This is a genomic window from Bradyrhizobium sp. MI1.11 (genome assembly GCF_055811255.1).
Genome location: NZ_JBVVPM010000031.1, coordinates 1 through 13,569 on the forward strand (window position 1 = coordinate 1; position 13,569 = coordinate 13,569).

General features: G+C 60.2%; 11 protein-coding genes and 2 pseudogenes. 10 read left to right on the forward strand and 3 right to left on the reverse strand.

Features of this window, described 5'->3' with window-relative positions:
• The coding region (locus AC0L30_RS27145; RefSeq protein WP_473405637.1) for a cache domain-containing protein at positions 1 to 1,091 on the reverse strand (1,091 nt) is incomplete at its 3' end.
• A gap of 370 nt (positions 1,092 to 1,461) precedes the next feature.
• Between AC0L30_RS27145 and AC0L30_RS27150 the strand changes: the two genes are divergently transcribed.
• Positions 1,462 to 2,265 (forward strand): substrate-binding domain-containing protein, encoded by an 804-nt coding sequence (locus tag AC0L30_RS27150; RefSeq protein WP_473405638.1) that lies wholly within the window; start codon positions 1,462 to 1,464, stop codon positions 2,263 to 2,265.
• Positions 2,266 to 2,295: 30 nt separating this feature from the next.
• On the opposite strand, the gene AC0L30_RS27155 is transcribed toward AC0L30_RS27150, so the two are convergent.
• Together AC0L30_RS27155 and AC0L30_RS27160 are read right to left on the reverse strand one after the other, a co-directional pair.
• A complete protein-coding gene (locus AC0L30_RS27155) occupies positions 2,296 to 3,306 on the reverse strand; it encodes a 2Fe-2S iron-sulfur cluster-binding protein (RefSeq protein WP_007601721.1) in 1,011 nt (336 codons plus the stop codon).
• A 147-nt stretch (positions 3,307 to 3,453) separates the two neighbouring features.
• Positions 3,454 to 5,160, reverse strand: coding sequence for an ethylbenzene dehydrogenase-related protein (locus AC0L30_RS27160; RefSeq protein ID WP_245286027.1), 1,707 nt, complete (start codon positions 5,158 to 5,160; stop codon positions 3,454 to 3,456).
• 404 nt (positions 5,161 to 5,564) lie between these two features.
• On the opposite strand from AC0L30_RS27160, the pseudogene AC0L30_RS27165 reads away from it, so the two are divergent.
• The 9 genes and pseudogenes from AC0L30_RS27165 to AC0L30_RS27205 form a co-directional block, all read left to right on the forward strand.
• A pseudogene (locus AC0L30_RS27165) lies at positions 5,565 to 5,696 on the forward strand (SOS response-associated peptidase); the annotation flags it as partial.
• Positions 5,693 to 5,953 (forward strand): hypothetical protein, encoded by a 261-nt coding sequence (locus AC0L30_RS27170; protein WP_007601725.1) that lies wholly within the window; start codon positions 5,693 to 5,695, stop codon positions 5,951 to 5,953. The pseudogene AC0L30_RS27165 and the gene AC0L30_RS27170, both read left to right, overlap by 4 nt.
• 1,056 nt (positions 5,954 to 7,009) lie before the next feature.
• Positions 7,010 to 7,231, forward strand: coding sequence for a hypothetical protein (locus AC0L30_RS27175; protein ID WP_007601727.1), 222 nt, complete (start codon positions 7,010 to 7,012; stop codon positions 7,229 to 7,231).
• Positions 7,232 to 7,248: 17 nt separating this feature from the next.
• The gene (locus tag AC0L30_RS27180; protein WP_007601728.1) at positions 7,249 to 7,671 is read left to right on the forward strand and encodes a hypothetical protein; all 423 of its coding nucleotides are present in this window, start codon (positions 7,249 to 7,251) and stop codon (positions 7,669 to 7,671) included.
• A 392-nt stretch (positions 7,672 to 8,063) separates the two neighbouring features.
• Positions 8,064 to 8,927: pseudogene (locus AC0L30_RS27185) on the forward strand (transposase); the annotation flags it as partial.
• Between the two features lie 1,017 nt (positions 8,928 to 9,944).
• Positions 9,945 to 10,319, forward strand: coding sequence for a response regulator transcription factor (locus AC0L30_RS27190; RefSeq protein ID WP_007601732.1), 375 nt, complete (start codon positions 9,945 to 9,947; stop codon positions 10,317 to 10,319).
• Between the two features lie 175 nt (positions 10,320 to 10,494).
• Positions 10,495 to 10,665, forward strand: coding sequence for a hypothetical protein (locus AC0L30_RS27195; protein WP_198288278.1), 171 nt, complete (start codon positions 10,495 to 10,497; stop codon positions 10,663 to 10,665).
• Between the two features lie 604 nt (positions 10,666 to 11,269).
• On the forward strand, positions 11,270 to 11,797 hold the full coding sequence (locus tag AC0L30_RS27200) for a hypothetical protein (protein ID WP_007601733.1): 528 nt from the start codon (positions 11,270 to 11,272) through the stop codon (positions 11,795 to 11,797).
• A 160-nt stretch (positions 11,798 to 11,957) separates the two neighbouring features.
• Positions 11,958 to 13,490 (forward strand): OpgC family protein, encoded by a 1,533-nt coding sequence (locus AC0L30_RS27205; RefSeq protein ID WP_376707488.1) that lies wholly within the window; start codon positions 11,958 to 11,960, stop codon positions 13,488 to 13,490.
• The last annotated feature ends 79 nt before the right edge of the window (positions 13,491 to 13,569 follow it).

Sequence of the window (13,569 nt, forward strand, 5' to 3'; positions counted from 1 at the left end):
AATGCGAGGCCAAGGCCGCGGACCTCGCCGAGGCCCGTTGCGCGGAATTGAACGTCGAGATTGCCACCCGCGATTTCCTGGGCGGTCTTGGCCAGCGCTGAAAGTCCTTTCGTGAGGTGCCTCACGGCGGCCAATAGCGCGACGACCAAGGCACCGAGCGCCAGCGCCGCGGATGCCAGGAACTGCCACATCAGCGAACGCGTGTGGGATGCGCCGATCTGGAACATCTGATCGCGTGTCGTCGTCACCAGCGATGCGCTCGCAAACGTGCACACCTTGAGCGTCGCCTCGTAATCGACACAGCGCGCGACGTAGTTGCCGTCATCCGAGCGCTGCAGCCCGGCCAAACGCGTCCTGGCGCCGCTGAATCTCGCCCCTTGAGGCCCCGCGGAAGACACGATCTCGCTGTCACCCGTGATAATGACCACGCCGGCATTGGCCAGCGAAGTGAAGTTCTCGAGAGTCCGTTCCGTGCGGCCGAGCGGTCGGATCGCGGCAAGCGCGCCGACGAGGTCGCCAAAGTCGTCAAACACGGGCTCGATCGCGGTGTGCGCGATGGTTTGGCGCTGCGGCAGTCCGAGCGCCGACAACTCACCCAATTTGAGCTCATAAGTGCCTTCCTCACCCTGCGGGTGCGAGCGGCTATTGTCCTTGAGGATCGGGTTGAGATTGATAGAGAGAGCGGTACCTTCGAACGCCTGGTTCAGCGCGAGTAGGTCGAGGGACGTGTTGGCGCCGATCACGCGACCGCTTCCGTCGAAGGCGATCAGCCTTTCGAAGCCGGAGGTCGAAGCTACGATGCTGAGCAGCTCGCGGATGGTCACATCGTTGTTCGAGGCGACGGCCTTGGCGACATCGGCGCGCTGAGCGATCTGACGCAGGCGAGATGCGGTTTCTGCGCCTAGGGCCTCGATTCGCGCTCGCGCCAACTGCGCCTCGCCGTCGAGGCGATGAGCGAGCTGGTCTTCCGAGAGTTCACCCAGTGCCGCAGCCTGGTGCCTCAGTTGCTGCTGCAGGCGTAGCGCCGTCGAGCCACCGATGAGGCCGAGCCCGAGGACGCCGGTCGCGAGCACGACGGCAACAAGGCGCATGGCGATAGACGAGGGGACGCCCGGAATTCCGGACGCAACGGCCCAACGACGCCAGCGGGGTGGCGCCCTCGACGCCTTTTCCGAATCCGTATCAATCGCCGCCACCGCCAGCACCCTGAACTTGCGGGGCCGGTCAATGTCGCTCGCTGAGGCCCCTGAGCGTGTTCCAGGGCGACATTAGGCGAGCGAAGCATTCAACATCGTCTATTTATCGGCTATTTGTGGTTGAGTAATTAACAATCGGTTTTTCGAAACCATCAAATTTTGCGCTTCTGTCCGCCACACTGATTCCGAATGGACGGCGTTGCGACAACAGATGGTTTAGGTTTCTTTGCGAGATTGCGCACCTCGTGGTTCGAAGGGGTCTGCCATGGCATTTTCGAAGATAACGGCGGCAATTCTGGGCCTCTGCCTTGCGGGGGTGAATGCCGCTGGCGCCGAAACACCCAGGCTCGACATCGTCGGGACTGGAGATGGCATCGATGTCCTGCGCGTCATCGCGACGAGCTTCATGCAGCAGGAAGGATCGGCACGGATCGAGGTCCCGCCGAGCATCGGTTCTGGCGGAGGCATCGCGGCCGTGGGGTCCGGCAAGGCGATCTTGGGGCGCGTCGCACGCCGCCTGACCGACGCCGAAGCGGCTTCCGGCATCGTCTACAAGGCGATCGCCCGCCTGCCATCGGCTTTCATCGTCCATCCCGCCTGTGGGGTGAGTGCCGTTACAAGCGATCAGCTCGCTGCGATCTATTCGGGCCGCCTCGCGAATTGGAAGGAGCTGGGCGGCGCCGATTTGCGCATCCGCGTCGTGCGGCGCGAGGACCAGGACAGCACTCTCACCGTACTGCGGGCCAGCATGCCCGGCTGGCATGATCTCGAGATCACCGAGAAATCGAAGACGGCGACCACCACACAGGAAGCGATCGAGACGGTTCGCGATGTTCAAGGCGCGATCGGCTTCGGCCCGTTCTCGCGGCCGTTGGAACAAGGGCTCACAGTGCTTCGCGTGGATGGTCACTACCCGACCGACGCGGACTATCCCTCGAGCGTGGTGCTGGCGCTGATCTATTTGAGGACGTTGCAGGATCCGGACGCCTTGGCCTTTCTACGCTTTGCCGATACGCAGAAGGCGGCCGACCTCATCACCAGCCTCGGTAGTCTACCCGTCAAGCCGTGAGCCGCCGGCGCTGCTGAGCTCCGCGCCGGCTCACAGACCGGGGCGATGAGGCTGCTCCCGGCTTCGCCATAGACGGGTGACCTTGTCCATCAGCGATGAGGTTTGCGAGCTCGGCAGGAAGGGATCGGCGTAGCATTGCGCATTGGCCGAGCGCGCCTTGTTCTTCACGGTATCGACGAGACCAACGGGGCCGGCGACGTAGACCGTATCCTCCAGCCCGAGCAAGGGGAGGTAGTGCGACGGGCGCCCGGGCCTGATCGGCAGGGTGGATCCGATCTCCGTCGTCGCAATGACGTCGCGGACACCGTCGTCGATCAGCCACTGCAACGAGGGAAGCATATAGAGGTTATCGGCATCCCGGCTGCCGGCGACGACCACCATCTCGCGGTTGCGCTGGGTCGAGCGCGCCGAGCGGGCCAGCGCCCAGATCGGGGCCCAGCCTGCTCCGCCGGCGACCAGCACGAGCGGCCCCTGGCCCTGTCGCAGATAGGCTTGTCCGAACGGGCCTTGCACATGCGCCGCATGGCCGGGCCTGATGGCCTTGCCGAACTGCCCCGACACGGTGCCGTCAGGCTGGCGCCGGATGTGGAAGACGAGTTCGGCTTGCTTGAAGGAACCATCGAGTCTGAAGGTCGGGCTGAACTCGCGCGCAGGATAGCCGGAAAACTTGACGCGCACATATTGGCCCGGCCGAAACTCGAGGGGCGCTGAGGTCGTCAGCACGACTTCGGCGATCTCTGGCGAGAGCTCGTTGATCTCGGTCACGGCGCACGCCCGCTTCATCGGCAGCGGCAATTCTTCGAATTCGATCTCTGCATCGCCAACGACCGCGGCCTGGCAGGCGAGCACAGTACGGCCGTGGCCCGAGCCGCCGTCATCGACCGAACCCGACACTACCGTCACCCGGCAGCTCTGGCATTGTCCCGATCTGCAGTCGTGCGGAATCAGGATCGAGCCGCCGAGCGCCGCATCGATCAGGCTTTCGCCGGAGCGGGCTTCGACGAGCTTGCCGTTGAGGACGAGCCGACAATGCCTCGTCATCGCGAGGCCTCCGGGCGCCGCGAATTTCCGCGAGCGGACCGCTGCTCGCCGCGCCAGAATGCGATGCGAGGATGAGGGCGAAGCCATGCTTCAGCGCAGCGACGCCGTGGTGCCCTCCGGTTGAGCTCGCGGCCGCCCGTGAGGTGGCTATTTCTCCGTGACGACAAGCACCGGGCGGTTATGGGTCGCATGCCGCGTCTGTGCATGGTCGAAAACAGCGACCCACATGTAGAGATCGCGGGCTGGCACGAAGGCCTTGTCATATCTGCCATCGCTTTTCATGTTGCGCGTCAGCTCGAGCGTCCAATGTCCGTTGCTCCATTTTGAAACGCCGGTGACATTGGCCCGCTCTCCTTCGGTGTCGCCGGCAATAATCACGCCAGGCAAGATCGTGCCAACGGGAATCCTCGCGTCGGCCTCTGGAGCGTAGGGTTCGCTCTCCCGGTCGAACATGTACCAGCGGCCGTTTTCGTCGTCGCTGCTGTCGGGATTGAGATCGAATTTGCCGAGCGCTGCGACCTGCGCCGTCCAGTCCTTGGGAAGCCGCAGAACCGTCACGGGCCCCTTGTCGTCCCTGTGGATGAACTTGAAATTATACGAATAAAGAGAGCGACCTGGCTTGTTCCAATAGCCGCCTTGGTAGCGGGCATCATAATTTTGCTCGTCCAGGGTCGGGGCGTAGGGCGGGCCGATATATTGGCTATCGACACGGCCGAGCATGCCCCCGCGCGACGCCTTCCACTGCCACATGTCTATGTAGCTGCCATCCGTCGTGAAGTGGAAGCCCCGGCCGTTGATCGGCATCGGTTTGCCGGGCAGCGGGTTGGCGCCGAGATCCGTCGCGCCTGCGCCGCCGAGCGATGGGTTATCCGAGAAAATGATCGCCAGTTTGTCCTCGTAGAAGTCGACGGCGTCTTGCAGGCCCGCACGCTCGTCGAGGACGTGCCAGCCGTCCTCTTTCTTGATGATCGGAATGCGGCGCAGGGAGCGGGTGGGATCTTCCCAGCGGAAGGCGAAATAGATCTTCTGCCCGTCGTGCAGAGCGCGCACCTCCACGAGCGATTCGCCCGATCCGCTGAGATTGGCACCCTGCTGGGCGCGGATGAAGACCGGGCGCGCGCGCGACCAGGCGGGATCGCCCATGGCGCCATCCAGCTTGGGCGCGTCGCTCACACGCGCGATGACGAGCGTATCGCGCGTCGCCCAGTCGAGCCCGGCGACGCCGCACGCGATTGCCACCCCGATTGCCGCGGCAACGAGAAGAGGCCGCGGCCGCACGGCCTTCGTGATCGCGAGCGGGGTGGGCCGAAACACGCGGAAAATCTGCAGCCACCCGCCATAGAGATAATGCGCGGCGACATGCGCGAAGATATAGACGAGCGAGACGAAGGCGGCGGTCGAGTGGAGATAAGCCCACCAGCCGCCATAGCCGAGATACATCATGACGCCCGTCGTCGTGAGGAAGATCACGAGCGCATAGACGAACCAGTGCAGGATGACGTTGACGGCTCCCCATTTGAGGCGAGCCGGAGCGCGTATCGCGAGAATCCGCGTCTTCTTGGGGCTGTTGCGCTCGACGAGGCCGCTGCGCGCGAGGTAGGCGACGTAGGCCGACCCGCAGAAGAAGACGGCGAGTCCGGCGAGCAAATGCCAGGAGAGGATCTCGCCCTGCGGCAGGACGGGAGCGAGCCATTTCGAGAAGGGGGCGTGCAGCGCGTCCGCTGCGATGCGTAGGCCGGTAACGAGGCTGACGACGAACGCGAGGGCGGTCGCCCAATGGAGCGTTATCGTCCCGACATCCGTGCGTGGCGGGCCTTCGTGAGGCTTTGTTTGACCGAGGCTTCTCTCGGTCAAGGCGTCCGCGTCCGTTCGAGCGGTGTCATTTTTCATTGCGTAAAGCTTACCCTGGTCAACCGGCAGAGCCACAGCGTCCGCTTCTCGCTCTCCCGGAAAAGCGGACAGCTGCGAATAAACTACCTCCGCGATATCATAAGCAAGTTGTCAAGTCTGGCGAGATCGCTCTTTTGGCGACAATTCGTCGCCAGTTGGCCGTCCTCTGGACATTCGAGAAGGCGCGAGCATCGCGAGGTCCGTGGGATTTCTGGCGGGCAGTTTTGCTCCCCCTTGGGGACACCCTGCTGGCGAAGGCAATCAGGCGAAGCATTGGGGATTTGGCGAGATGGACGTGGTCGCCGAAGCAGCCAAGACGGCGGGTGGCTAGACCATGTCCATCATAGCCTCGGCAGAAACCGTTGACCTACACCAAGCCAGACGGAGAGACGTGGATGACCGCGACATGGGATGAAGCCAAGGGCCTACAGCGTCCTCTTGCAGACGGTGCGCTGCGAATCGTGGCACGAGGGGTGAAAGAGGATCGAACTGCTGCATGAAACACACAGAGGCACGTCCCTACGCACGAGAACTCCTTGAACTCGCCGCAGGCGTGCAGCCGATCAACGACCGCATCCACATCGAGAAGATCAATTATCCCTTCCTCTATACACTCAAAGGAAAAGGTACCGGGTTCGGCGCCGGCATCAGGTGCGCTGTTGAAAAGGGTTGGCTCGAGCTGCACGAAAGTGGGACTTACGTGCGGCTGCTGACGGCTGTCGAACGGGCTGCTCAGTCAATAGATCAGCGTGAATGACAACCACGTCGCCAGTGACGCGCAGAGACCAATTCCGAGATAAGGCAATGCAAGGCGCATCGGGCTTTCCCTCCGAAACGCAATTAAGAATCATCATGTCATGCTTGGACGACGACTGCTAGGAATCTTTGGGTGCAGTCCGCGCGCCTTAGGACCCGGCGCCCGTGGAAAGTTTAATTTCGCTGGTTCGATTGAGCCGGCGGAGCGGCCCCGGCATTAACACCGGCGCCCAAGCCGGGGGCGGCAATGCCCACACATCACTCACGGGCGTTATGCTCAGGATGTAGAGGCCCTCATCCAAGGGTAACAAAGCGAGTTCACGAGCGCGGAAGAAAGTTGTCGATGTGACGATCCCGTCCGCTCTACCAACACGCTTTCGGCGCGATACCAACGGCCCTACCAAAAAAGTCACCGGATGGAGACCCCGGAGGGAGCAGCGCCTTGGCTTCGGCGTTTGCCTGCTCAACCATGCCGACTGTGACGCGCCGTCTCTTTCGGTCGAGGGATGAGTGTTGGCCGCGCGGCAACGCCCGATAGCGCTGCCCACCAACTAAGTCAGGTTCGCGCTCCTATCGCTAACCAAGGCGACCCGATATCTTCTCGGGGTGATTAAGTTTTGATCGACTTTTGAACCCTGCAAATTTAACCGCGCTTCCGGTGGGGAGCTTTGTTCATGCAAATCGATTTGAGGTCCGCCGAGCGCAGCCCGGCGAGGGATGCTGAGGTGGAGGACTGCCCCTCCGATATTACAACTGCGAGTAAACCCGCCGCGCGAAAGACAACGCCGAAAACACGCACTGGCCGCTCATTCCATTTCCTGACGGTTGGTACGCGACGTCGTGAAACGGTCGAGATCGGCGCCTTACGCGTTGGCGCGGGTCGGGTCGCGGCGGATCGACCGCGCCGATCCGTGCCGGCGTTAGTGGCGGTGATCAGGTATTTGTGGAGTTCGAGCGTCGCCAGAAGAACTGCCAGTCATGCCGAGCTTAGGAACACTTTTTGGTGCCGCGAGGTTTCCTTCCTCATCAGAGGCCTAGCATTGCGGAGTTCTCTTCCATGGATACCCAGATCGTGATGGACCACACAGGCGAAAGCAGACATTTCTTTGAACAAACTGATCCGAAGGGGCTCGCCGAGGCTGAACGGCGATTTAAGCAGCTCACCAATCAGGGGTTTACTGCCGCGACGCGAAAGGCGGGCAGTGAACTGAAGGTCACACGGTCGTTTGATCCCACCGCGGAAGAGACGCTATTCTATCCGCGTCTCGTCGGCGGCTAAGCTATCGCGATGCGACGATGTTTCTGTCCAGACGCAGCGACGCTAACAATACGCGCTTCCGCGCCCTCCGTGAGCTTTATCGGAGCTTCACCGAGCAAAATGGCCCGGAAGCGCGTTCGCGGCGTCTGCTGCGGGATTGGTTATCTCCAGAGCAGCGCGCGCAATTCGATGCCAACAACTATTTCGAAGTCACCGGTTCTCACACCGGCAGACGATATCGAGTTCAATATGGTACCCTGAGCAATGTTGTAGAGCTCGACGCATCAGGGCAGCCCGCGATCGGCTGGTGTTTCGTTCCCGAACGTCCTCTGGCGGCTGGCGATGTGATGCTCGCCCAGAAGATCGCGCTCGAAACCGACGAAGCCGCAGTGCTCGCGCTTGCCCACCGGTTTTCTCTGAGACTGCCGTCTCTGCCCCGAGTAGTGCGGCGTGCTTACTAGGTCGCCCAAGGATCTAGGGATGCACCGCCAGCGCCTGGTGGTCGACCTGAAGGCCTGGGAGGGCTTCGATTGCAGGCTGGCGATTGCCCAGATAGAGCAGGACATCGCGGCGATAGACCCGGGCTGGAGGCGCTTTCGGGGTCTGAAGCCAGTTAGGCTAACGGGCCAACCCGGTGGCGGCGAGTGCGCAAGGAGGACAAGTGCTGCGATCTTTCATCATGACTGCCCTCGCACTGGGTTGGGGATCCTCGTCCGCGCTCAGCCTGACGTCGGAGGAGATCATCGCTAAGCTTCGCGCCGCCGGCTATTCGCACATCCAGGAACTACCAGCCGGAAAGATAAAGACCTACAAGGCCGTCAAGGAAGGCACCGCGCGCTGGCACAGGGATCGCGATCCAGCCAAGTCTAGACGCGCGGTGAAGGAGTATCTGGCGACCCTCAACGATACGGCGTGGGGCGCCGCCAGCGATGTCGTCCCGAAGTTTATTTCGCCATCCGATCCGGCAGCGCAATGGACCGGGGCTCACAAGGGGGCGGCATTCTTCGCGTACTCCGATAACTATCTGATCGACGTGAAGTTCGGTGTCATCGTTGACGTCGAGGCCTCCCGCGCCATTCGCCAGGCCGAGGTCCGCGCAGCAAAGACCATCGTCGAACGGACCGAGGAGCGCTTCGGTCTCAAGCCAGAACGGCTTATCGGAGATACCGCATACGGGGCTGCTCCGATGCTGAACTGGCTGGTCGAGGAGAAGGGCATCGGGCCGCATATCCCTGTGTTCGATAAGTCGAAGCGGGATGACGGTACCTTCTCGCCGAGCGACTTTCGATATGACCCGGCCGGCGACGTCTATCACTGCCCGGGTGGTAAGCGGCTTGGGACAAGCGGTACCGTGCATGAAGGCAAGACGCTGCTGTATCGAGCAAGCAAGCTCGACTGCGATGTATGCCCGCTTAAATCGCAGTGCTGTCCAAAAGAACCGTCGCGCAAGATCCCGCGCGACATCCATGAATACGCCCGAGACGTTGCCCGGTCGATTGCCGACACCGAAGACTTTGAGAAGTCACGACGTGAGCGCAAGAAGGTCGAGATGCGGTTCGCACATTTGAAGCGCATCCTGAAGCTCGGTAGGCTTCGACTGCGGGGACCAAAAGGCGCTCAGGACGAGTTTGTTCTTGCTGCCATCGCCCAGAACCTGCGGCGGCTCGCGTCGCTGGGCGCTCGTCCACCACCCGCTCGGGCTCTGTGCATTGCGTAGCGTTCGAGTTGCGTAGAGAGCGTCAGGGCCGGCGGATCAAAGCCGGTCGTCCTTAGAGAAATGGCCGAACGATCCATCGCTAACGGCCGACTTCTGCAACAAAATCGGCCAATACCGGAAGTAGCCAACCTGTTCGATCACCCAGTCGACGCGGACGCTGAACGTCGGTGGAAATTCGAGCGATGCCGCTCCGGGCATCAATCTTCCGCACGCTAGGTGACTACCTATCCAAATGCCGCGATTGCAAGCACAACGGCGGCGACGAGGATCGGACCTGCATCGGAGAAAAAGGGAATCATGTGGCTGACCTACGCACTGCCCGATGATCACGAACCTAGAAATATCGCCACGGACAAGCACGCGCAATCTGTGCGCTAGGAACTTTGTTCAATCTCATGATCGTTCTAACATTTGCACTGACGCAGACAGGACAGAAGAACCAAGACTCACTTGCGATTACCCTCGGACCCGGACTGGGATTGTAACCGCACATCGTTCGATGACATTGAAAACCGTCACAAGCATCATAACCCATGAATGCAATTTCAGGGGCGGGATAACCTGAACAATACACTTTCGTTCCAGTCCAGCATTTGCCACCGTTCCCTTTTGAATCACTCTTCACGTATGTCATTCCCAGATCAGTGCAGTCTGCTGGCGACCCATAGCAAAATGGGGCTGTCCCGATCCACATCCCTGACTCCGCAAATGCATCTCTGCTTACCAAGATAGCGGTTAGTGCGAAGACTATCCTGAATAGGATCATAGAAGCCTCCCTACCTGTAACAGATGTGGAGGGGGCACCAGGTGGATACCCTGAGACCCACCGCAGAAGATATTTGAGCAACCAGAGACGCCTGTAAAGAAAAGATCCGCATGTCGCACGACTTACCAGTGGTCAGTCGCACTGCGCGTCGCAAGGCCCAGTGATGACATCAGCGCCCGCAGACTTTCCGTGATCCAGATCAAGGGATTGGCCTACCCCTTGGGGGCCATATACGCCTAGGCAGGCTGGACATGGCTATGATGGCGCAGCGGACAGTTGTGGTCGTGATCGACGACGATGCGAGCCTTCTGAAGAGCGTGGCGCGGCTGTTGGCGTGCCACGGCATTGAGAGCCGGACGTTCGCCTCGGCCGAGGCGTTGCTTGAGAGCGACAGCGTGCAGACGGCAACCTGCTTGCTGCTTGACATTCACCTCGGGGGAATTTCGGGGATCGCGCTGCAGCGCCGGCTTGCGGCATCGGGATCGAAGTGGCCGGTCATCTTCATGACCGCGAGCGACGACGAGGCCACGCGCAATGAGGCGATGGACGCCGGATGCATCGCCTATTTGCGCAAGCCGTTCGCACAGGATGACTTGCTGAATGCCCTATCGAAAGCTCAGGCTTAGCAGGCGCAGCCAGAACAAGAACGTTCAGGGGCGCTACGTCGGTTTGGGGTCCAGAGGGGCGGTCCAACCTTGCGCTCTGCCGGGTCCGGTCTAACCCTGACACCCGACTTATCCACGGGCGGCGGGATGATATGATTATCTGCGGCTAAACGTCCGATGCGCAACGGAGTGTTCGATGGCGAAGGAGATCAAACAACTGCGGAAGCAAGCTGAAAAGGCCGCGCGCGCTGCAAAGGCAGTCGCAGATGCTGAGGTATCTCAGGAACTACAAGCCTTAGCACGCGCCTTCAAAAGCCAAGCCGACGTTCTGAAGTCAAAAAGGCGAGCAGGCAAGAAGAGACGGTGAACTTGATCCTTGAAGAACAGCTGTAGAATACTTGGCGATTGGTTGCGCAAGCAGGCTTCAGAGCGGCAGGTCCGATCCGCAACTAACAGATTGGACCACTTGGCCTTGGGGCCAACAGCGGCCATATCGCACCTGCTCACCTTCACCGGCGGCCTCTGGAAATTTCCAACTACTGCTGAGAATTTTCTCCCGCGCGGCCGGTAACGCGACGAGCCCCGCAAGCCGTTCGATCAGGCACGGTATGCTCATCGTTGAGAATCGCGCCGCAATGTTTTCTACTGTGATATTGTGCGCAATCCACGAGAGTTTCGTCGATACGGTGGGCCGGCGGAATTTTCACACCACCTCGACCGGCAGTCATTAATCATTAGGTCTTGGAACGGAAACGGAGTAGCGTCCTCGTAGCAGTCAAGCGGATTGCTTGCCTGACAGACTGCCAAAACGGCGACGCGCCGAACTCTCCGCCTCCATCTAAATGGCAGCCCAGTGCCGTCGGTAGGCAAAACTTTTTCAAAATTGCTGTTCCAAACACGTGAATGCACCCACGCGTGCGGACTGCTGACCGCGTCGCGCGCCGTAGACTACCTGTTAAGGGAGGAACAACATGAAAATTAGCAATGTAGTTCCCAGCGCATTATCTGTGGCAAAGCATACTTATGTCGCGGCGACCATATGGGTAGCTCCTTCTGCTCTCATCAAATCGGCGCATCTGTTTGAAAGGATTGGACTCGCTACGGTTGGAGGCTCGTGCGGCCTGTACGTGGCCGCAGCATTGATGCGCCTGGAAAACGAACTGTTTGGAAGCGGCTGGTTCATCTTGTTGATGATGCTCTACGGAGCTTTCAGCTTCTATATCGGCATCGATCTGCCTGGCCGTCCTGTTCAGGGAGCGACTTCGAGACTCCCGGAAGAGCGGAACCGTGGCACCGATGCGGCTCAGATCTTCAGTGCGGCAGGTACATTCGTTGCGGCGATTGCGGCGTTTCTGTCTGTCAGCATGATTGTCGTTGATCAGGTCGTTTCTGAAGGTTCGATCGTTCTGATCGCAGTCTGTTGGACGATTGGTTCTTCGCTTCAAATTGTGGCCGGCTCCATCGCTCGCAACGGCGTGCTCGAAGATGGTGGCGAGTAACTCCCGCTGCAATTGCTACTAACGCCGCTGGTCTCTTTTTGAGCGCGCGACAGCGAGACGGACAAGACGGAGCAAATAAAGAAAGACATTAGAATCAATAGTCAGCGTGGTGCCTATTCTCCTGGCAGCGGCGTGCCGTAACCAATGGGCGAGAATGACGATGACAGTCCGATCGCGACGTGAAACAGTGGTTTTCAAGCGTCCATTCCGGATCGCGAGTATCGAGCGGCTGTTACCGGCGGGCTCGTATGAAGTCATTACCGACGAAGAGTTGATGGAAGGCTCGTCAATGCCGCTCTATCGGTGCGTCGCTACCAGGATGATGCTGCCTGCCCCGCCACGTAGCTCTGTCGTCGAGATGGTAGCGATCAGTTCGACCGATCTATCCGCGGCTCGCGCGATGATGTGCGGGCGTCCCGAAAGTGATGTGCCTGTTGACATCGGCAAACATCGCGACATGCCCTCGCCAGACTTCCGCCGGATGCTGGCGGAGATCGAAAGCAAGGCGTTACGCGGTCAGCAGCCACTACTTGAATCCGAGCTGCCAGCGAATCCTGCGCAGTCATTGGCGGGCGCCCTCCCAGTGCTGAAAGGGTCTGGTCGGGACCTCCGCATCGATGCGTGCCGTGGTATCGCGCTATGGTGCATCTTTCTTGACCATGTCCCCAACAACATCGGAAGCTGGCTGACGCTGCGGAATTATGGTTTTAGTGATACCGCGGAAGTGTTCATGTTCCTCTCGGGTGTGACCTGCGCGCTGGCTTACGGCAAGGCAAGTCGGTGCGATGGTTGGGCGAGTGTGGTCAGCCGTACGCTGTGGCGAAGCTGGGACATTTATGCGGCATTTCTGCTGCTCACTCTCGCTTGCGCCATCTTGGTTTACCTCGCCGGTGGCGGCACGATTGCCGACGAAAGCAACACGCGCATTCTGCTGGAGCAGCCGGGCGCGGCGCTCGCGCATGCAGCGATCCTGCAATACCGCCCAGTCAACTCCGATGTCTTGCCGCTCTTCGTGATTTATCATCTTCTATTCGCCCCGCTGCTGTGGCTGATGCTGCGAATGCCGAATGTAATGCTTGGCGCGTCACTGTTGCTTTATGCGCTAGTGCACGTCTTCGGTTGGTCCGTCCCGGCATGGCCCAATGACGTCTGGTTCTTCAATCCGCTGGCTTGGCAGTTGCTGGTTGTTCTTGGTGCCTGGTGTGTCATGGAGGGCAAGACGTTCTGGCCGTGGGTGACCTCGCGCACGGCGCTTGCAATTGCCATTCTCTATTTGGTTTTTGGCCTGACGATCGCATTCAGTTGGAGCATTAGACCCCTGGTCCCACAGATGCTGGCGGAGCTGGCTTACCTGCTGGACAAATCGAATCTCTCGCCCTTGCGGCTGCTGCATTTTGTTGCTCTCGCGATTCTGGTTGCGTGGGTCGTGCCTCGCGATTGGCGTTGGCTTACGACTCCGGTGATGCGTGGGGCGATCCGCTGTGGCGAGAACTCCCTGGCAATCTATTGCCTCGGCGTCCTGCTGGCGCTTGCCGGCCGCATAGTACTGATAGATATCTCGGATAGGCTTGCCATGCAGATCACGCTGAGTCTCGCTGGCATCTTGGTCATGATTGCGGCCGCAACGTTCCTGAACTCGATCAGGATCAAACCGGCGGCAAGCACGATCGGCGGGAAGACCATGATCTCCTGAGAATGGTAATGGAAAAACGCGGTAACCTGATGAGAAATCGCCGCCGCTTACGACGTAGCGGATGGATGGCAGTTCGCTT